This is a genomic window from Glutamicibacter sp. AOP12-B1-11 (genome assembly GCF_052379245.1).
In the GTDB taxonomy this organism is placed as follows: Bacteria; Actinomycetota; Actinomycetes; order Actinomycetales; family Micrococcaceae; genus Glutamicibacter.
The window spans coordinates 17,298-34,066 of sequence record NZ_JBQSYL010000012.1 but is presented as its reverse complement, the minus strand read 5'-3'; the positions used below and the strand labels follow the sequence as shown (position 1 = coordinate 34,066).

26 protein-coding genes are annotated in these 16,769 nt (G+C 54.3%); 25 read left to right on the top strand and 1 reads right to left on the bottom strand.

Annotated features, from left to right (window positions below):
* Nucleotides 1–281 precede the first annotated feature (281 nt).
* Entirely contained in the window at nucleotides 282–956 is a 675-nt protein-coding gene (locus tag ACT3UQ_RS08875) for a hypothetical protein (RefSeq protein ID WP_444636988.1), read from the bottom strand.
* A 187-nt stretch (nucleotides 957–1,143) separates the two neighbouring features.
* Between ACT3UQ_RS08875 and ACT3UQ_RS08870 the strand changes: the two genes are divergently transcribed.
* From ACT3UQ_RS08870 to ACT3UQ_RS08750, 25 genes are all read left to right on the top strand, one after another.
* Nucleotides 1,144–1,719, top strand: coding sequence for a DNA methyltransferase (locus tag ACT3UQ_RS08870; RefSeq protein ID WP_444637037.1), 576 nt, complete (start codon nucleotides 1,144–1,146; stop codon nucleotides 1,717–1,719).
* Nucleotides 1,720–1,804: 85 nt separating this feature from the next.
* Nucleotides 1,805–2,260: a RusA family crossover junction endodeoxyribonuclease gene (locus tag ACT3UQ_RS08865; protein WP_444636987.1), complete on the top strand. Its 456-nt coding sequence runs from the start codon at nucleotides 1,805–1,807 to the stop codon at nucleotides 2,258–2,260.
* A gap of 57 nt (nucleotides 2,261–2,317) precedes the next feature.
* Nucleotides 2,318–2,941, top strand: a complete 624-nt coding sequence (locus ACT3UQ_RS08860; protein ID WP_444636986.1) for a hypothetical protein — start codon at nucleotides 2,318–2,320, stop codon at nucleotides 2,939–2,941.
* Nucleotides 2,942–3,041: 100 nt separating this feature from the next.
* On the top strand, nucleotides 3,042–3,842 hold the full coding sequence (locus ACT3UQ_RS08855; protein ID WP_444636985.1) for a hypothetical protein: 801 nt from the start codon (nucleotides 3,042–3,044) through the stop codon (nucleotides 3,840–3,842).
* A 95-nt stretch (nucleotides 3,843–3,937) separates the two neighbouring features.
* Nucleotides 3,938–4,225, top strand: coding sequence for a hypothetical protein (locus ACT3UQ_RS08850; protein WP_444636984.1), 288 nt, complete (start codon nucleotides 3,938–3,940; stop codon nucleotides 4,223–4,225).
* Nucleotides 4,226–4,358: 133 nt separating this feature from the next.
* Nucleotides 4,359–4,526, top strand: coding sequence for a hypothetical protein (locus tag ACT3UQ_RS08845; protein ID WP_444636983.1), 168 nt, complete (start codon nucleotides 4,359–4,361; stop codon nucleotides 4,524–4,526).
* Nucleotides 4,523–4,786, top strand: a complete 264-nt coding sequence (locus ACT3UQ_RS08840; RefSeq protein ID WP_444636982.1) for a hypothetical protein — start codon at nucleotides 4,523–4,525, stop codon at nucleotides 4,784–4,786. The genes ACT3UQ_RS08845 and ACT3UQ_RS08840 overlap by 4 nt, the downstream gene beginning before the upstream one ends.
* Nucleotides 4,783–5,082, top strand: a complete 300-nt coding sequence (locus ACT3UQ_RS08835; protein WP_444636981.1) for a hypothetical protein — start codon at nucleotides 4,783–4,785, stop codon at nucleotides 5,080–5,082. Before ACT3UQ_RS08840 ends, ACT3UQ_RS08835 begins: the two co-directional genes overlap by 4 nt.
* Nucleotides 5,083–5,205: 123 nt before the next feature.
* Nucleotides 5,206–5,403: a hypothetical protein gene (locus tag ACT3UQ_RS08830; protein WP_444636980.1), complete on the top strand. Its 198-nt coding sequence runs from the start codon at nucleotides 5,206–5,208 to the stop codon at nucleotides 5,401–5,403.
* Nucleotides 5,400–5,702: a hypothetical protein gene (locus ACT3UQ_RS08825; RefSeq protein ID WP_444636979.1), complete on the top strand. Its 303-nt coding sequence runs from the start codon at nucleotides 5,400–5,402 to the stop codon at nucleotides 5,700–5,702. The genes ACT3UQ_RS08830 and ACT3UQ_RS08825 overlap by 4 nt, the downstream gene beginning before the upstream one ends.
* On the top strand, nucleotides 5,699–5,851 hold the full coding sequence (locus tag ACT3UQ_RS08820) for a hypothetical protein (protein ID WP_444636978.1): 153 nt from the start codon (nucleotides 5,699–5,701) through the stop codon (nucleotides 5,849–5,851). Before ACT3UQ_RS08825 ends, ACT3UQ_RS08820 begins: the two co-directional genes overlap by 4 nt.
* Nucleotides 5,848–6,132 (top strand): hypothetical protein, encoded by a 285-nt coding sequence (locus ACT3UQ_RS08815; protein WP_444636977.1) that lies wholly within the window; start codon nucleotides 5,848–5,850, stop codon nucleotides 6,130–6,132. The genes ACT3UQ_RS08820 and ACT3UQ_RS08815 overlap by 4 nt, the downstream gene beginning before the upstream one ends.
* A complete protein-coding gene (locus ACT3UQ_RS08810; protein ID WP_444636976.1) occupies nucleotides 6,129–6,368 on the top strand; it encodes a hypothetical protein in 240 nt (79 codons plus the stop codon). The genes ACT3UQ_RS08815 and ACT3UQ_RS08810 overlap by 4 nt, the downstream gene beginning before the upstream one ends.
* On the top strand, nucleotides 6,365–7,120 hold the full coding sequence (locus tag ACT3UQ_RS08805; RefSeq protein ID WP_444636975.1) for a hypothetical protein: 756 nt from the start codon (nucleotides 6,365–6,367) through the stop codon (nucleotides 7,118–7,120). The genes ACT3UQ_RS08810 and ACT3UQ_RS08805 overlap by 4 nt, the downstream gene beginning before the upstream one ends.
* 411 nt (nucleotides 7,121–7,531) lie before the next feature.
* Nucleotides 7,532–8,371: a DUF6338 family protein gene (locus ACT3UQ_RS08800; protein ID WP_444636974.1), complete on the top strand. Its 840-nt coding sequence runs from the start codon at nucleotides 7,532–7,534 to the stop codon at nucleotides 8,369–8,371.
* A gap of 654 nt (nucleotides 8,372–9,025) precedes the next feature.
* Entirely contained in the window at nucleotides 9,026–9,220 is a 195-nt protein-coding gene (locus ACT3UQ_RS08795) for an HNH endonuclease (protein ID WP_444637036.1), read from the top strand.
* 293 nt (nucleotides 9,221–9,513) lie between these two features.
* A complete protein-coding gene (locus ACT3UQ_RS08790; RefSeq protein WP_444636973.1) occupies nucleotides 9,514–10,047 on the top strand; it encodes a hypothetical protein in 534 nt (177 codons plus the stop codon).
* 10 nt (nucleotides 10,048–10,057) lie between these two features.
* On the top strand, nucleotides 10,058–10,531 hold the full coding sequence (locus ACT3UQ_RS08785) for a phage terminase small subunit (RefSeq protein ID WP_444636972.1): 474 nt from the start codon (nucleotides 10,058–10,060) through the stop codon (nucleotides 10,529–10,531).
* A gap of 6 nt (nucleotides 10,532–10,537) precedes the next feature.
* A complete protein-coding gene (locus ACT3UQ_RS08780; protein ID WP_444636971.1) occupies nucleotides 10,538–12,271 on the top strand; it encodes a hypothetical protein in 1,734 nt (577 codons plus the stop codon).
* 9 nt (nucleotides 12,272–12,280) lie between these two features.
* Nucleotides 12,281–12,571 carry a hypothetical protein gene (locus ACT3UQ_RS08775; RefSeq protein WP_444636970.1) on the top strand — a complete coding sequence of 97 codons (291 nt, stop codon included), beginning with the start codon at nucleotides 12,281–12,283 and terminating at the stop codon, nucleotides 12,569–12,571.
* Nucleotides 12,543–13,691, top strand: coding sequence for a phage portal protein (locus ACT3UQ_RS08770; RefSeq protein ID WP_444636969.1), 1,149 nt, complete (start codon nucleotides 12,543–12,545; stop codon nucleotides 13,689–13,691). Before ACT3UQ_RS08775 ends, ACT3UQ_RS08770 begins: the two co-directional genes overlap by 29 nt.
* The gene (locus tag ACT3UQ_RS08765; protein ID WP_444636968.1) at nucleotides 13,691–14,515 is read left to right on the top strand and encodes a hypothetical protein; all 825 of its coding nucleotides are present in this window, start codon (nucleotides 13,691–13,693) and stop codon (nucleotides 14,513–14,515) included. Before ACT3UQ_RS08770 ends, ACT3UQ_RS08765 begins: the two co-directional genes overlap by 1 nt.
* A gap of 72 nt (nucleotides 14,516–14,587) precedes the next feature.
* Entirely contained in the window at nucleotides 14,588–15,229 is a 642-nt protein-coding gene (locus ACT3UQ_RS08760) for a hypothetical protein (RefSeq protein WP_444636967.1), read from the top strand.
* A gap of 14 nt (nucleotides 15,230–15,243) precedes the next feature.
* Nucleotides 15,244–15,645, top strand: a complete 402-nt coding sequence (locus tag ACT3UQ_RS08755) for a head decoration protein (protein WP_444636966.1) — start codon at nucleotides 15,244–15,246, stop codon at nucleotides 15,643–15,645.
* An 18-nt stretch (nucleotides 15,646–15,663) separates the two neighbouring features.
* Complete coding sequence (locus ACT3UQ_RS08750) at nucleotides 15,664–16,701, top strand: major capsid protein (protein ID WP_444636965.1); 1,038 nt, start codon at nucleotides 15,664–15,666, stop codon at nucleotides 16,699–16,701.
* The last annotated feature ends 68 nt before the right edge of the window (nucleotides 16,702–16,769 follow it).

Here is a 16,769-nt window from a genome sequence, read left to right as displayed (position 1 = left end):
AGGCGACGGGATACCCGCCCACGACTTCGAGCACGCACTCAGAGCCGCAGCACACTACGCGACGATGACAGAGCCAAACGGAGGGTATCTGAAACGAACCCCGAACCTGTACACCGTCACCGGCAAGCACTGGGATGCAACAGCACCAAGCAACTCCACACACATGAAAGTGAAGATGCCACCGTGTGAAGACCACGCCGGGCAAGACGCGCACAATTGCAAGGCGTGCCAAGCCGACATACTGCTGGGTGAGCGTCCTGAAAGACTACGAGGAAAGAGACTTAGTCAGGGTCTTCCGTCTCCGCCGCCGACGGATTGGCGCTTCGCCCGGACATGAGTTTTGCCGGCGATAGCTTGACGAATTCTTCATGCCAACCATCGAGCAAAACAAGAATGACTTTTTCCTCGAACTCCCGTTGCTGCCACCACAACGCACATTGCTTCAGCTGACCACCGAATTTGGCATTCAAGCGTTCCTGACGATTCGCCAGAGACTTTTCAAGCCCCAATCTCTTGTTTTGAGCTTCACGAAGCGATGCCTCTGAAATCTCAAACTCGCTCACCAAGGTGTTTAGATCTGAGTGGTGGATACGCCACATGAGACCCGTTATTTCAACATCGTTGCAAAGCGAATTTACGTAGGTGCGGTATGCGCCAACACGAAATGCATTTTCTGTTGCCGGAGTGTTCTGCGCATGCGGTGGGGGCAAGAATGCTGCGGGAACAGACTGCGACAAATGTTGCATTGTATTCAACGCACGTACGTACTCACCGAGCGCCGCCATCTCAACTGCATTCTGCTGCCCATGAAGGGTCGCTTTGGCAGAGGTCCACGCCAGCCAGGCGAACCAAGCGAGTAAGAAAGTGCCAATTGCAGTAGCAATAGATGCCCATAAGTTCCAGTAGGTGGTCAGATCCGCATTCAGCGGCCACGGAATTAGAAAACCAATATTCATAAGTCAATCAATACCAACGAGCCACCAACATGCCCAAACATGTCGGTGGCTCTTCCAATTCTCAGGAGTAAATATCCCAACACCGTACTACCAAGACCAGCACGTGACCCTCTACCACGGAAACTGTCTAGAACTATCAGAACTATGGGTCAACGCCGACGTGCTAGTCACAGATCCTCCCTACGGGATGGATTACCAATCAGGACACAGGAAACGGAAACTCGCCAAGATTCATGGCGACAAGACGGCAGACCTGCGAAACCAAATGCTCAAGAAATGGCGAAACGAAGGCCAGAGCAAACCGGGCCTTCTTTTCGGCAGATGGTCAGTCGAGGCCCCCGAAGGCGAGCGGCAGCGCCTCATTTGGTGGAAGAAAGGCAGCCCAGGCATGGGCGACCTCAGAATTCCGTGGGGGCCAGCACATGAGGATATCCACCTAATAGGGCATGGCTGGAATGTTTCGGACACTGGTCATAAACGCCAAGGCTCGGTTATCCCTATGCCGAACAAGAGCAGCGGGCGAAACGGAGAGGCCAACCGGACAGGACACCCAACACCGAAGCCAGTTGAGCTCATGGAGGCACTAATAATGCGGTGCCCTCCCGGTGTGATTGCGGACCCGTTCGCTGGTGCCGGCGCAACTCTCGTGGCTGCGAAGAACTTGAGCCGGCGAGCTATCGGAATCGAGCTCGAAGAACGATATTGCGAAACAGTTGCCAAACGACTGTCTCAGATAAGCACTAATTTAGGAGCTGAAAAGTGAAAACCTTTTTCGTAGCCGGCAACAGCGTCACCCCGCCGGCAGCCCGAGACCTCGGCACCATCGCAGTAGAAAGCCTGATCGCCGCATGATCGCTTTCCACGTGCCCGGAGTGTCTGCCCCTCAAGGATCCAAAACGGCGATGCCGGTCAGGAAGAACGGGAAGCTGACCGGCAAAACGAATCAAGTTGAGTCATCGAAAGCACTACAACCCTGGCGAACACTCGTCACCCATCAAGCCCGCCGTGCTAAACCGAAAGGATTCACACCATACGCCGGCGCGGTGCGTGTCGAAGTGATATTCAGATTCTCGCGCCCCAAAGGCCACTACGGAACCGGACGCAACGCCGGCAAGCTGAAACCATCAGCGCCAGAACACCACATCACCAAACCGGACGTGGACAAGCTGCTGCGAGCGATCCTCGACGGGCTAACCGCTGCCGGAATCTACCGCGACGATTCCCAAGTAGTGGAAGTCGAAACTTTCAAACGATACGCGATAGGCGACACCCCAGGCGCAATGATCAGCGTAGATGCACTCTGATCACAACGCATAGAGTTCACATTCGAACCAATACAGGAAAGAACTTAGAATCAACGCATGATTACATCGCAATCTGTAACTTGTCTTGGCGAATTAGCAACCCAGGTGGGCCAACTACAGTTGAACTGCAATATTCCTGAAAAGTCAGATTTTTGGCCGTTGCTTTGGCAAGCCGTAGCAGCCTTCGCGACACTTTGCGCAGTGGGCGTCGCGCTATACCAGACCAGGGAAGCAAACAAGACTGCTGGACAAGCTATCGCCCAGACTAAGAAGGCCAACAAGACGGCTGAACAGGCTATCGAATTAGCAAGAGAAGCCAACTCGATGGCTGATTTGCATGCTAACGATGAAAGGTACCGACAAGCTTCCAGAGTGATCGCATGGATGGCTGTTGATAGCGGAACGAACAAACCTCGGATATTTGTCGAGAACGCGTCAGATGATGCAATTTACAAAGTCGTTGTACGTAGTGAATACCTGCCCGCCGATGGCGAATGGAACATAGAAATCATGCGACCACGAACAACGATTGATACAGCGCTCAAGAATGATGAATGCGTACTGAAGCAAGCCGAAATCAAATCAATTCAAATCGGATTCGAAGACTCGCTAGGGCGAACATACGAAAGATTTCCTGAGAACGGAGGCACCCTGTCAGACGTTGGTCCATGCTGGACCTAACCACCAAACCACCTTCGTGTGGTTCTTCTCCGCAAAGCCATGCTTCCTATCGATTCGTAAGCAATTTAGGACTCGCGTCGCTGAGCCATAGAATCAGGGCATGGTTATCGCAGGTTCAGTATCGTGTGTGCAAGTTGCTCGACCGGAAAATTTTGCCGCACAATTCGGTAATGTCGTTACAACGTTCAACTGCGAAGTTCCAGATGCACAAGAAAGATGGACAGAATTTCTATCGAATCCGGACATGGTAATTGGCGCAGTTGCTGCGGTTGGAACCCTTGGCGCAGTCGCCGTGGCATTGTGGCAATCGTGGCATGCGAAAGAGACTTCAAGATTAGCAAGAGCAGATGCCGCAAAAGCGCGAGGAGACGCAATTGCTATAGCAGAGCGAGCGGATGCTCTGGCGATGAAGCGCGATCTACGCATCAAGGAACTTGAGCGTTTTGAGATACTGCCAGAGCTTATGTTCGCTTTTGCAGATCAGGTGACTGAGGGCACTATAGCGTTCGAGGAAGCGACCGCAAGACTGATATTTGCATTGCAGAAGTACTTCGTATACTTGAGGCAATCAAATCCTGATGTGGCAAAAGCGTTTTCGAAGGTAATGGACGGTCTTATGCAAGTCGCCCGAATCGTCAACGAGCATCAAAACCCGAAGAGGGACACGAACGGGAGACCTCAGTATCAACACGGAGAACTCGACGAATGGAATAGAAATAATCCTGAGTCTCGGAGTGAACTAATAGATGTGACGGCGGCAGCGGGTAGAGCGCTAATCAACTATTACGATTCCACCTGGACCCCGTCCGAATCAATGGGGCATTTAGGAAGGCTCGCGAAGAGAGTGGAAAAATATTTCGAGGCTCATCTACGGATAGCTCAGAGGAACGCACAGGAATAATCGAATTTACCGCCTCCTGGGGCGGTTTTTTCTTGCCCAAAATTCAAGCCCCACACCGGGGCTTTTTTTATGCCCAAAAACGAAAGAAGGAAGCCATGAACACTCCAATGAAGTTCCGCAAAAAGCCCATCACCATCGAAGCGATGCAGGTTCGCGATGATATTCGAACTCATTCTGATATTTGCGAATGGGCATCACAAGGGATCCCCGAAGACGCGGTAATCCCGGTCGTGATGAGCAGGTTCGACTCTCACCCAATAATCCACACGCTTGAAGGCACCATGTATGCAGACATTGGCGACTGGATCATCAAGGGAATCGCGGGTGAGTTCTACCCGTGCAAGCCTGACATTTTCGAGGCTACTTACGAGGCCGCAAAGTGACCCCGTGCTCATGCGACTGGCCGACCGTAACCGAACCGCCATGCCTCTACCAATCGCGGTTGGAGCTACACCGTGCCTTCCACGACCTAGGGCGCATCATCGCGGACGGCCTAGGCATCTACCGACTAATTGAATGGATGACCCGATGACCCCGTTATTCATCTGCCGACGCTCAGCACGCGGTTACTGGGAAATTAGCTACCGCGACGGGCAGTTGATCGGAGAATACGAGCGCTACGAAGACGCACTAGCCCAAATCAGGGCGATCCACGGACGTACGATCCGGGAGGTAGCCGCATGAAACCACTCACCGTTTTTAATATCGTCTTGATCGCAGTCAGCGTGGGCATGAACTTCACCGTCTACGTGCAAAAGCAGCAAGCGATCAACCTATGGGCCATCGGTATTCTCGCGCCCTTCCTCGCTTACTGGATCTGGGAAGCGTGCAAGGAAAACAGGCACCGTCGCGACATGCAAAATCTCGTCAATGACTTGGCGAAACAGATCGCAAACGGCACAAGCGCAAAACCTTGTGAAACAAAGTACAAGGACAAGCCATGACCAACACCCCAATCTACGACCAGCTGGCACGTGAAAAACAGCAACTCGTGTTCTTCATTGAAGGATCAGAAACCGGATACTTCGCCACCGACTGGATCAGCATCCCATCAGAAGACGAAAACGAGCTGATCGCCGAATGGACGTGCGAAACGCTTCGCACCCTATCCACCACGGCAAGTTTCGAAACGAGATTCACCCATACCAAACGGCAGCGTCGCGCAATGCTCAAGCTCATGTTCCCCGGCCAATACCGCTTCGGAAGTAAGCCACTCATTCACAACGGGCGCAAACCGTGATCCACATCTACAGCATCATCGGCGAACTACTAACCGCCGAACGCATGATGCGCGAATTCGCCCGGCAAGCATTCAACGACTGCACAATCACGCACCCGATCAACCGAAAGGCAATAACCCCAAATGGCAAACATCACCCGCAGCGCCTCAATGACCGTAACCGGCAAACTCACAGTCACCGAAATGCAAGAGTTCCTAAACGGCGTTCCCGATGGCGCTGAAATCAGCTTCAACGAGCAACGAGGCGACCGACGCGACCCCCGCGAATCTGGCTACCGAGCGACCACAATCAAAGCAACCTGGACGGAGCCAACCGCATGATCCACGACCCGCGACGTATCAAGCGCATTGGTTTACCCGTCGAGATGGAAGACGGGGAACGCTTCATGCTATTCAGCGACAGCCCCGGAATCGAGGTCGAACTTGAAAGCGATACCGAATATGAAACCACGTTCGGAAGTGACACGCCGCGCCCGATCTTCACGGACAGGACACTAACCGTTCGGCACCTGAACAGCTACACCATCAGCACGAGTGAACCGCATATCGAACACAGCCTTGACAGCACCCGCAACGCAATCGAAAACGCCAAGAAAATCGCAGGAGGCAACCCCAAATGAGCACTGATCAGCAACAGGCGCTAACAAGAATCGGTTGGAAGCTCGTTGACATGCATCTCGAATCAGTCGATGCGGTGAAGCAAGTGACCGCGAACTTGCGTAGCGCGATGAACCATTACGCAACTCTCCCGAAAGGCCATGACAAATGAGCACCAACGAACTGATCACCCGCGCCCGACGAGCCATCGAAACCGGGCAACCAAACCTCGCCAAGCTCTACATGCGCAAAGCACTTGGCCAGACCGACGCACGCCGTCGAGAGCTCAAACCGCTCGCATGGCAACTTCGCCAACTAGGAAAAGGCCTCAACGGTATGGCCGCGGCTATTGCCGGAGTTTTCAGCGCTTTTGAAATCGGAATTGCCCGAGCAAACGAGCTGGAAGCAGCGCAACGCAAGACCGACTACGCGCTAGTAGGGCCGGGAAAATGAGCGACTTCGAAAAAGCCAACGTCTACGGCCACGAAATCGACCTGTTCAACCTCGACCCGGGCGAACACGCAACAGACGTAGTTATCCTCACCCGAACCGTCTATCACGACGAAGACGGCGACCTGCAAGACTCGCTCAAATGCGTCACAAGTACCAATACGACCGGAATAATCCGCGTCGGAATGCTCAAAATGGGCGCAAAATTCGAAAGTGATGCATGGAAGGACAAAGAATGACCGAGTGCACCGGAGAGGACTGCGCAAACCCCACCAACCTCTACCTATGCGGACAATGCATAAGCGACCTGCAAGCCTGGCTCGACAAAGTACCCGACATGATGGACGAACTATTCACCACCATGGCACGACTCGACGCAACCGCCCCACGCAACCGCGAAGGCGGCGACGGCATGAGCACCGAGCCAGTCATGCCCGTTCGCGTCGGAGCACTCGAAGTCAGGGGAGCCCTGCGCGTATGGGTAGAAATCACAACACAAGGCGAAACCCTGCCACTCAACGCGAAGACCCTCGCAAAAGACAAATACGCCGGCAAATTCCTGCCCATGCTGCTGGAACTACTCGCCAAAGCCGAACACGCCATAGATAACCCCATGGAAAAACACGTCTACGGCAACTGCACAGCAACATGGCTCACCGACGACAGCGTTGAAACCGAATGCGGTGAAGAGCTCAGAGCAGCCCCAGATGCCGAAACCACCGATTGCCCCAACTGCGGGGCACACTACGACCTCAACCAACTACGCGCAGAAAGGAAACAATACTTCCGAGAAACACCAATGCCACCGAGAGAAGCCCGCGAAACCCTCCAAACACAAACAGGCGTGAAAGTCTCAACAATCACCTTCAAAAACTGGGTAAACCGCCACCAACTCCGATACGTGCTAGACCGAATCGGAACCGGCATCAAAGAACGCCGGCTCTACTTCCCAATCGATCTGCTCGCCACGCACCAAAAAATTCGCGAATAACCAACAACATCTGATAGATTCATTTCTAGGGGAAAACTGTATCTCCCTCGAAGCTCTCACAATGTGGGGGCTTATTTTTATGCGAGAAAGGCGATCACTGTTTGAAGGTGATCGCCTTTCTTGCGTTAACGCCCTTGTAGCTCAACGGCAGAGCAACCGCCTTGTAAGCGGTAGGTTCCGTGTTTGAATCAGAACAATGGGATCGAGACCGGAATGTCGACTACGTCGCGCAGCTTATTCATCATCTCCGTAGATCTCATCAAGTTCCACCAGATTCGATTGGTCTGTGGTCGGAAGCGACATTAGTCCAAAAGCACTTTCGTGCATTATCTCTGTTATTTTTGTCTGCGGTTCATTCGGTTCGTTTGTCATCTGATAACCAATCCTCTTCATTCAGTAGATAATGACATTATGCCAACAACTTTAGCTTCCGTCCTTGTTTACGCGTTATTGCTCGTTCCTGGACTTGCATACGTCTACGAGGCCGAGCGAAAAAATGCCAAAGCACGAGAGTCGGTATTCAGAGAAACTGGCACAGTTCTCATAGTAAGTTTGGTAATGCTGGGCATAACTATGTCTATTTCATTGGTTGCAACATCTCTAGTTGTTGAATGGGACCGTTTGCTCGCTAGGTTCTTGCGGGATCCAATGGGATTGTTTACAACGTATCCTCTATATGTTGCTACTGCGTTACTCGTATATCTATTCGTATCAACTCTCTTCGCAATGATCGCGGCTAACAAAGGTCTCTGGGAGAATCTTCGAGACAGATGGACCCGTGACACTGATCTGGCCGTCGAGTCTAGCTGGACTCACGCGCTGAGCCGTGACATAGAGAATAATAAGTTCAGTACAACTGAACACGAGACGTTGATCCGTCACTCGTCGATAACGCTGAAGTCAGGTACTCGAATTCGCGGTCCGCTCGCATCCTGGAATCCTTTGATTGAGGATACACAAGATAAGTCGCTGATTCTCAGGAGCCCTATCTGGAGAGCCCAGATCGACGAGGAATTTAAGCTTCTTCGCGGGGCAGACAAGGTTATCGTCCACGCGACGGAGATTGAGTACTTCACCATTGTGTTTCTGGACAAGGACGGCAAGACCGTCTATCCGCGACCGAGTGAGAAACAAAAACATGGCTTATCCTCGACTGACAAGCCACAATTTCTAGCTGGTCTATTGGCATATGCAGGCGCAGTTAGATCAAAAATGTGTTCTCAAAAGTCTCAGTCAGGGACACCAAAGTGATGCCCCCGCTCTATTGAGTTCGGTCGGAAAACCAATCGTCGAGGATCATCACGGTCAGACTCACTAACCCGCCCCCCATGAGCGCCGTAGAAGCAAGCCAGGGCACAAACTGGGCGCACCGACCTCCTAACGGGAAACCCGCCCCGCTGCCGGAACACACCTAACAATCGTTTGGTCAGATGCGTGCAGTCAGCCAGCACAACATTGGCGGGTAGCGCGCAGACTCATTGCATGTGAGCATATGAGTATGTCGAAATTTACAGGTACAGCGGCCAGCGCATCAAACGAAGGTTCCGACCTGAACTTAGCAGTCGTACTAGCTTTGAGAACCGCTCAAATTCAGGCAAGTCACGCTGGTGTCCAACTCTCCGATGACTACTTGCAAGATCCCCAAAATTTTAAAGTCAAGGCCGAGCCAACAAGCAACGGATACACGCAAATAACCGTCGAAGTTGAATCTCCTTCAAGATAATTGGGAAGGTGATTCCGATACCCCGTGCCCCCCGCAAATGCTCATGGTCAGGATGCGAAAACCGGATCACCCACACCCGCTACTGCACTGACCACACCGTGCACGGCTGGACAGGACGATCACACGCAGCCGGAGCACAGCACCAAGCATGGCGCAAAGACGTACTCAAGCAAGCCAAAGGCATGTGCCAACTCAAGCTACCCGGATGCACACACCGAGCCACACAAGCCGACCACATCATCAACGTGAAAGCTGGCGGTGGACAGTACGACGTGGACAACGGACAAGGCGCATGCGAACCATGCCACAAACAAAAGACACAGCAAGAGTCAATAGAGGCACGACGCAAGATCCGGCGCATACCCAAACCCGAATGAGCATAGTTATCCACAGGTTCGGGTTGTTTTCAGTGCAGGGTAGGCCTCCATCCCCCTCCCCGGGGGCGGCATCGGCTTGCCGTAGAGGTGCTGTTCATTTTGTTCTGCGACAGTCTGGGAGTTTTGGCCTCCTGCGCTTGCAGGGCTTGATTTGACGGCTTTTTGAGCTTTTGAGGTTCATTTGTGACCCGGTTTTGTTAGATCGGTTCCTGTGGCTTCTTTGATTCTTGAATGTGCCCATAATCCGCATGATTCCGGGGTTTATCGCGTACACTTCATGGTAAAATTGAGGTATGGAAACAAGGGTTTGCCTGTACTGCGATGGGCCAATGAACCTGCCGCGGCGGGGTGCTAAGTTTTGCTCGCAGAAATGCGGCACTTACTACCGTCGCAAGTTGAAGCGTTCCAACCTTCCGGCCGAGATGACTTCACGCGATCGCTGGATGCGTCGCAGTGCGTTGAAACGTCCGCTCACTGTCCGCGGCAAGGCGGCATCGTCTACCGATTCGAGCACTTGGGCATCATATTCGGATGCTTTGGAATCAGCTGCAGGCGTTGGCCTGGGGTTCGCTCTCGGTGATGGTATCGGCTGTTACGACTTGGATCATTGCTTCACGGATGGCGTTGCTGACCTTTGGGTTGCCGAGTTCATCAAGTCGATCCCTGAGCCTGTCTTGTTCATGGAAGTCTCGCAGTCAGGCGAGGGCGTTCACATCTTCGTTGAAGCGCCCGAGGGGCCGGGCACGAAGATTCGTGGCGACCGAAACATAGAGCGCTACACATCTGGCCGCTATATCGCGGTGACCGGGAAAATTTTTAGAGTTTGAGGTGATTGTCATGGCTGGTCGTGGACCTGCTCCAACTGGACGAGGCGGGCGCGGTAGCGGGCGTGGCAGTGCCGATATGCGAATCATTACGGCTGAGCCTGTTGAGCAGCCGGGGCTTCCTGATTTTGACGTTCAGATCGAAATTGATGGGGAAATGACCTATCAATCTTTCGATTGGCCGGCGCGCACTCGTGAATGGTGGCAGATGTGGGCTGATTCTCCGTTGGCTGACGAATTCACGTCTACTGACTGGTCTGAGCTTATGGATACCGCATTGCTTCATGCGAAGTTTTGGAGCGGTGACACAAAGCTTGCTGGTGAGCTTCGGTTGCGTGTGGCGAAGTTCGGGGCGACTCCCGAAGACCGCGCTCGTTTGAAGATTCAGTTTGCCGCAGCGGATGAAGCGGAGGATCGCAAAGAGCGCCGGCGTTCTGGTGTTCGAAAGCCCGATGGTGACGATCCTCGGTTGAAGCTTATGGGGTGATGCCTGGTGGCGGTTTTGATTGTGCCGCCACTGGACTTGAGCTTTCCGACGCTTGGCCCTGCTGTGGCTCAGTTCATTGAAGAGCGTTGCGTGTTCGGCCCTGGCTCGTTGAAGGGTCTGCCGGCAAAGCTTGATGATGAATTCGTTGGTGCCTTGTACCGGCTTTACGAGATTTATCCGCAGGGGCATCGCTTGGAGGGTCGTCGCCGTTTCTCCCGTGGCGCTATTGAGTGGCGTAAGGGTATGGCGAAGACGGAGAAAGCGGCTTGGGTCGCTTTTTGCGAGCTACATCCTGAGGCACCTGTTAGGTGTGACGGTTTTGACGCTTATGGGGAGCCTGTTGGGCGACCGGTGGCGCAACCCTACATCCCTATGATGGCGGTGAACGCTGAGCAGGTTTCAGAGCTTGCCTACGGTGTGCTCAAGACGGTTATTGAAGAGGGGCCGGACTCGCACCTTTTTGATCCGTCGCTTGAACGCATTATTCGTTTGGATTCGCGTGGCCGCGAGGACGGCAAGGCTGTTCCCGTGGCGAACTCGCCGGGTTCTCGCGACGGCGCGCTGACTACTTTCCAGCACTTTGACGAGCCTCACCGTTTGATTCTTCCGTCTGCTAGGGCTGCGCACGAGACGATGAGCGCGAACTTGACGAAGCGCCCAATGGAAGATCCGTGGGCGTTCTATACGTCAACGGCTGGCGCACCGGGCGAAATGTCCATTGAAGAGGACGTTCGCGCTGAGGCTGAATTGATCAGTCGTGGCGAGATGGAAGCGCCGGCTTTGTTCTTCTTTGCTCGCTGGGCGGGGGATGAGCACAAGGATTTCATGCCGCGGCCTGCTGCTCCTGGCATTGAAGAAGTCACTCATGAGCAGGCGATGAAGAATCGCATTGCGGCGGTGTCCGAGGCTACTGGGCCTGTTGGCGAGTTCGGCGTTGGGCAGTTCGAGAGTATCGCCAAGCTGTGGGATCGTCCACGTGCTGATACGGCGTATCTTGAACGTGTTTGGCTGAACCGCTGGCGGCGTTCTGGGTCGATGTTCTTTGACTCGATCAAACTGCATGGGCTGGCTAAGCCGGGGCGACGCATCCCTAAGGGCGCGTTTGTGTCTCTCGGCTTTGACGGTGCGCGTTTCCGTGACTCTACGGCGATTGTCGCGACTGATATTGATACTGGCATGCAGGAGCTTATAGGCCTGTGGGAGCGCCCAGAGTTCGCAGATGAGTGGGAAGTGCCCGAGAGTGAAGTTACCGCCACGTTCGAATGGGCGATGACCTATTACCGGGTTTACAAGCTCTATGCTGACCCGCCTCACTGGACTGAAACTATCGGCTCTTGGTATGCGAAGTACCCGGATCAGGTCGAAGAGTTCTATACCAAGCGTCACGCGATGATGGCGTACACGCTGCGCGAGTACCAAGAAGCCATTGATGCACGGTCTATTTCGTTTGGTGGCGAAGTGGACACTTTGTGGAAGCCTGGCGAAGTTGTGTCGGCTCACGATGACCTTTTGAGGCATCTTGGCAACGCCGGCAAGAAGAAATTGAACATGCTCGATGACTTTGGCGAACCGCTTTATGTCATGCAGAAGCAGGACGGCAAGATGCATCTGAAATTCGATGCTGGTATGGCCGCTGTTTTGTCGTGGAAGGCCCGTCTTGATGCCATCAAGGGCGGCGCTAAGCCGAACAATGAGCGAACTAAGAAGCGCGTTATTCGTCGCTTGAAACCTAAGAGATGAGGTGTCACGTTGGCGATTTCAATCAGTGTGAAAAACTCACCGGGTTGGTGGCTGAATAAGGCTTTCACGAAACGGATTGCGAAGCTTGAGCGGCTGGATGATCTGAACTCTTGGCATATTGGGGAACCGCCTACGCCGGCTGCTGTTGCAGAGGCGCGGGAGGCTTTTCGGGAGTTTGAGGCCGAAGCGACGACGAACTGGGCCGAGCTGATTGTTGGCTCGATGCGTGAACGTCAGGCAGTGCGAGATATTCGCACCGCCGTCTCAGGGGATGACCCTGATGATGTGGCTCGACAATAATCTTGACGTTGATTTTTCGACGTTTGTTGAGACGTTCCTTTGGGCTGGCGACGCGTACGCGATGATTATCGATGACGACACAGGGCCGCTAGTTACTCATGAAGACCCGCGTGAATGCGTGACCTTTCACGACCCGTTGCGACAGTCCACTTTGCGCGCCGCGGCAAAGTTCTATTCTGACCCTGATGAGGGCCGTGCCTATGCGGTGCTGATGATTGCTGGCTCGTATTACGATGATGGGTTGGCACGAACCTATACGGCTTCAATGGATGGAGTTGGCGAGCTTTCGGCAGAGTTCGATCCTGAATCTTGGTCTTGGGATGAATCGTCTGGCGGCGGTGATGGCGCGCCGTTGAAGCATGCGTTTGTTCCTGTGGTGCGTTTGCGTAATCGTCGGGGTATGGGGGAGTTTGAGCCTCATTTGCCGCATATGCGACGTATCAACCGGTTCACTTTTCAGTTATCCGTAATCGTCATGTATCAGGCGTACAAGCAGCGTGCGATTGTCGCTGATGTGGATGACCCCGATGAAGAAGCTCAGGGCCAGTTAGCGGAGTCGTTCAACGCGGATAGCCTTGAAGATGTTCTTACGTCTGATCCGGGTTCTTGGTTCTTGTTGCCGTCCGGCGCGAAGGTTTGGGAGTCTACGCAGACTGACGTTCAGGGGCTTTTGAAAGCTATCCAAGATGATCAGTTGGCTTTGGCTGCTGTTGCTCGCCGTCCGATGGGCATGTTTGCCCCGGATAATCAGTCGGCTTCGGGTGCGAATTTCACTCGTGAAGGTTTGCAGTTCGCGGTTGAGGATAAGCAGGCGCGGTTGCGTCGGTTCCTCGTAGACGTTTTCCATTTGGTGTTTTTGACAGCTGACGATTCTGATCGTGCTGTGAAATCGGATATCAATGTTTCGTTTATGCCCGCTGAGCGGTACACGGTGACGGATAAGGCTTCGGCTACTTCTCAGGTTTCGCAGAAGTTCCCGTTGCGTACGATTCTGCGCGAGATTTGGCAGATGACTCCAACGGAGATTCAGCAGGTCGAGGCCGAGGCTTCGGGAGAGCTGTTGCTACTTGGCGAGTTTGAGCCAACTGGCGCTGGTCAGACTCCAACTGTGGAGGCCTGATGGCTACGCGGCTCGATTTAGCTTATGACCGTGAGGTGCATAAGGTTCGCACGCGGATTGTTGCGGTTGCTGGTCGCGCTTGGCTTGGCCTGGGTTCTTATCGCGATGCTGATTTTGACCGGATGCTCGCCACACTGATTCCACGTATCGAAACGGCTCAGCAACAGGTCGCGAACTTGACTGATTCGTACATTCGAAAGCAAGCGCTAGCGGAGTTTGGGCGTGTGCGTGACGGTACGGTGTTCAACGCTACGACACGGAATTTGCGTGGCGTTGGCTCCGATATCGTCTACCATCGTCCGTTCGCTTCGGCTTATGCGGCCTTGTCGTCTGGGAAAGCTGTTCAGGCCGCGATTGCCGAAGGCGGGCACCGACTGACGGATTTGGTTTCGTCCGGCGTTCAGCTTTCGAAAACGCACGCTGCTGCCGAGGCTATGGGGCGGTCGGGGTTCACGAGGTACATGCGAACCTTGACCGGTCGAGAGAACTGCGCCATGTGCACGATCGCTTCGACTCAGCGTTATCACCGCGGCGACCTGCTGCCGATTCATCCTGGCTGTGATTGCGGGATCAAGCCGTTCGTAGTTGATCCGGGCGATGATTACCAGGTCATCAATGAGTCTTTGCTTGAATCTACGCATGATCAGATCGCATCGAAACTTGGTGACTCTGACCGCGGGGCTAGGCTGCTTGGAACTGGAAAATTCGAGAAGTCGCAGATTTCTGACTACACAGACCTAATTCTTACTCGCGAGCATGGCGAGCTTGGCCCAACGCTGACATGGCGTACGGACAATTTCACTGGCACAACTGAAATCAACTAAAAATCTTCCCCTTCACCGTTTGGTGTGGGGGTTTTCTCGTCATGAGAACTTTTCCGACAAGGAGCAAATAAGATGCGCAAGCGTTTCACTAACCCGTACCTGCTTTTGAACCAGTCCAACGATGACGGCGGTGGCGGCACTCCGAAACCGACGCCGCCTGCCGGCGACGATGACAAGGGCAAGCAGGAGCCAGCCTTTCCAGCCGACACGGCAGTGAAAGACATGACCGCCGATCAGCAAGCCGCGTACTGGAAGCACCAGGCGCGCAAGCATGAGAGCCGCGTCAAGGAATACGGCACACTGACCCCAGAGCAGGCCCGCAAGGCTACTGCCGACGCGGAGGAAGCTCGCAAGAAGAGCCTTTCTGACTCTGATCGAGCCATCGAAGAAGCACGCGAAGCCGCACGCACAGAGACCGCTACTACGGCTGCTAAGCGTGAGGCTGAAACGGCTTTGAAGATCGCGCTTCGTGGCCGATCCATTGATGGTGCCGCCGCCTTTAGCCGCCCTGATTTCGTCAAGGATGGGGCCGCTGATGTGGAGGCAATCCTTGAATGGGTTGACGAGAACAGTCAGGTTTCAGTTGTCGAGCCTCAAGGCGGTGCCGGCAACGATGCTTTGCGTCGTGGCGCTGGTGATCGTGATCGCATGAAAACTACTGGCCGGGCGACCGGCCGCGCCGAAGCCGAAAAGCGTTTCGGCAAGAAATCTTAGAAAGGTAAACCAAAATGACTTCGTTGAACGTCAAGCGTTGGGATGCCCAGTCGGAGAATCGTTCGTGGCTTCGCGGCCCGCATGGTACCGAGCCGGGCGCAAACGCAAACATCACCTTGGACATTCCGACCTTCGCAGGCTTGCACCCGAACGGTTTCATTCCTTCGGGAATTGTCGTCTCTCGGGATGTAGCCACGCAGAAGTTCGTACCATACGATCCGGCAGGACTGGACGGCTCCGAGGTTCCGGCAGGCTTCCTGTTCGGTTCGCTCTCCGTCGCAGAAGGAGCAACCGTCGTCGGCGGCGCGCTGTTCGATCACGGTTACGTGAACGCGGATCGCCTGCCGCTATCCGAGGGTAAGGGCGCGCTTGATGAAGCTGCCCGCACCGCCCTGACCCACATCATTTTTGACTAGAAAGGACGGTGACAGAAAATGATCGTATTTGATGCACCTGTCGGCCCCGATGCCGCAACTGAGTTCAGCCGTGCTGTTCCTGAAAATCAGGAAAACAGCCTCCTGTCCGAAGCTCCATCGCGCACCATTCCTGGCAACAGCATTAACTTCGCGGAACTGGTACGCCGCAACCGTACCGCCCGCTACCGCTCGTTCGATGGTCGCGTGCACGTCTCCGAGCGCGATTCGGCAAACGGTGGCTCGGTGGGAATGATCCCACTGTCCACGAGCTCGAACATGGGTGAGTACGAGCGTTTGCAGCTCGAATTTGCTCGAACCGAGGGCACCAACAAGGCCGCGCTGGTTGACGCTATCTATGATGACGTTGAGCAACTGACCCTCGAAGTGCAGGCCCGCCTTGAGCAGGCATGGGGCGACGCTCTGACTGATGGTGTTCTCACCATCAACGAGAACGGCCTGGTTGGCTTCGAGGCAGACTTTGGTGTTCCTGACGAGCACAAGGTTACCGCTGGCGTTCCGTGGGCCGGCGCTTCGACTTCGAAGCCGCTGACTGATCTGACCTTGTGGAATGACCAGTACCGCCTCACCAACGGCATCGGCGCGGCCGCGGTCCGCACCTCGCAGACCCAGATCCGCAACGTGTTGCGCTCGCAGGAGGTTATCGACGCTCTCTACGGTTCGGCTGCTGGTCGCACGGTGGCGCGTCTCGTTGACCTGAACGATTACCTGTCGGGCGAAGGCCTGCCGGTGTTCATCGCACCTTATGACACCACTGTTGACGTGGACGGTGTGTTGACGCGCACGATCCCTGAGGATCGTGTGCTCCTGACCCCGGCCAGTATCGGCGATTTGGGCTACACCGCTTGGGGCGTGACCGTTACGGCCCTTGAGCTGGTGAACTCCAAGAAGGTCGAAATGTCCTTCCAAGAGGCATCGGGCCTTGTGGGCGTGGTCGTCAAGAACGATGGTGTTCCATTCCGTCAGTTCACTTACGTGGACGCGGTTGCAATGCCTGTCCTGAACGCTCCTAAGCGACTGCTGACCGCTCAGGTTTAGTAGTCGCTTACCGGTGGGCGCGCATCTTTTGGTGTGCGCCCACCGGTTTTTATCAGGAAGGTTTTGTT

Excerpts from the sequence above, each read along its gene's own strand:
- ACT3UQ_RS08875 (WP_444636988.1), bottom strand. The coding sequence starts at position 956 with ATGAATATTGGTTTTCTAATTCCGTGGCCGCTGAATGCGGATCTGACC.
- ACT3UQ_RS08870 (WP_444637037.1), top strand. The coding sequence starts at position 1,144 with ATGGATTACCAATCAGGACACAGGAAACGGAAACTCGCCAAGATTCAT.
- ACT3UQ_RS08865 (WP_444636987.1), top strand. The coding sequence starts at position 1,805 with ATGATCGCTTTCCACGTGCCCGGAGTGTCTGCCCCTCAAGGATCCAAA.
- ACT3UQ_RS08860 (WP_444636986.1), top strand. The coding sequence starts at position 2,318 with ATGATTACATCGCAATCTGTAACTTGTCTTGGCGAATTAGCAACCCAG.
- ACT3UQ_RS08855 (WP_444636985.1), top strand. The coding sequence starts at position 3,042 with ATGGTTATCGCAGGTTCAGTATCGTGTGTGCAAGTTGCTCGACCGGAA.
- ACT3UQ_RS08850 (WP_444636984.1), top strand. The coding sequence starts at position 3,938 with ATGAACACTCCAATGAAGTTCCGCAAAAAGCCCATCACCATCGAAGCG.
- ACT3UQ_RS08845 (WP_444636983.1), top strand. The coding sequence starts at position 4,359 with ATGGATGACCCGATGACCCCGTTATTCATCTGCCGACGCTCAGCACGC.
- ACT3UQ_RS08840 (WP_444636982.1), top strand. The coding sequence starts at position 4,523 with ATGAAACCACTCACCGTTTTTAATATCGTCTTGATCGCAGTCAGCGTG.
- ACT3UQ_RS08835 (WP_444636981.1), top strand. The coding sequence starts at position 4,783 with ATGACCAACACCCCAATCTACGACCAGCTGGCACGTGAAAAACAGCAA.
- ACT3UQ_RS08830 (WP_444636980.1), top strand. The coding sequence starts at position 5,206 with ATGGCAAACATCACCCGCAGCGCCTCAATGACCGTAACCGGCAAACTC.
- ACT3UQ_RS08825 (WP_444636979.1), top strand. The coding sequence starts at position 5,400 with ATGATCCACGACCCGCGACGTATCAAGCGCATTGGTTTACCCGTCGAG.
- ACT3UQ_RS08820 (WP_444636978.1), top strand. The coding sequence starts at position 5,699 with ATGAGCACTGATCAGCAACAGGCGCTAACAAGAATCGGTTGGAAGCTC.
- ACT3UQ_RS08815 (WP_444636977.1), top strand. The coding sequence starts at position 5,848 with ATGAGCACCAACGAACTGATCACCCGCGCCCGACGAGCCATCGAAACC.
- ACT3UQ_RS08810 (WP_444636976.1), top strand. The coding sequence starts at position 6,129 with ATGAGCGACTTCGAAAAAGCCAACGTCTACGGCCACGAAATCGACCTG.
- ACT3UQ_RS08805 (WP_444636975.1), top strand. The coding sequence starts at position 6,365 with ATGACCGAGTGCACCGGAGAGGACTGCGCAAACCCCACCAACCTCTAC.
- ACT3UQ_RS08800 (WP_444636974.1), top strand. The coding sequence starts at position 7,532 with ATGCCAACAACTTTAGCTTCCGTCCTTGTTTACGCGTTATTGCTCGTT.
- ACT3UQ_RS08795 (WP_444637036.1), top strand. The coding sequence starts at position 9,026 with ATGTGCCAACTCAAGCTACCCGGATGCACACACCGAGCCACACAAGCC.
- ACT3UQ_RS08790 (WP_444636973.1), top strand. The coding sequence starts at position 9,514 with ATGGAAACAAGGGTTTGCCTGTACTGCGATGGGCCAATGAACCTGCCG.
- ACT3UQ_RS08785 (WP_444636972.1), top strand. The coding sequence starts at position 10,058 with ATGGCTGGTCGTGGACCTGCTCCAACTGGACGAGGCGGGCGCGGTAGC.
- ACT3UQ_RS08770 (WP_444636969.1), top strand. The coding sequence starts at position 12,543 with ATGACCCTGATGATGTGGCTCGACAATAATCTTGACGTTGATTTTTCG.
- ACT3UQ_RS08765 (WP_444636968.1), top strand. The coding sequence starts at position 13,691 with ATGGCTACGCGGCTCGATTTAGCTTATGACCGTGAGGTGCATAAGGTT.
- ACT3UQ_RS08760 (WP_444636967.1), top strand. The coding sequence starts at position 14,588 with ATGCGCAAGCGTTTCACTAACCCGTACCTGCTTTTGAACCAGTCCAAC.
- ACT3UQ_RS08755 (WP_444636966.1), top strand. The coding sequence starts at position 15,244 with ATGACTTCGTTGAACGTCAAGCGTTGGGATGCCCAGTCGGAGAATCGT.
- ACT3UQ_RS08750 (WP_444636965.1), top strand. The coding sequence starts at position 15,664 with ATGATCGTATTTGATGCACCTGTCGGCCCCGATGCCGCAACTGAGTTC.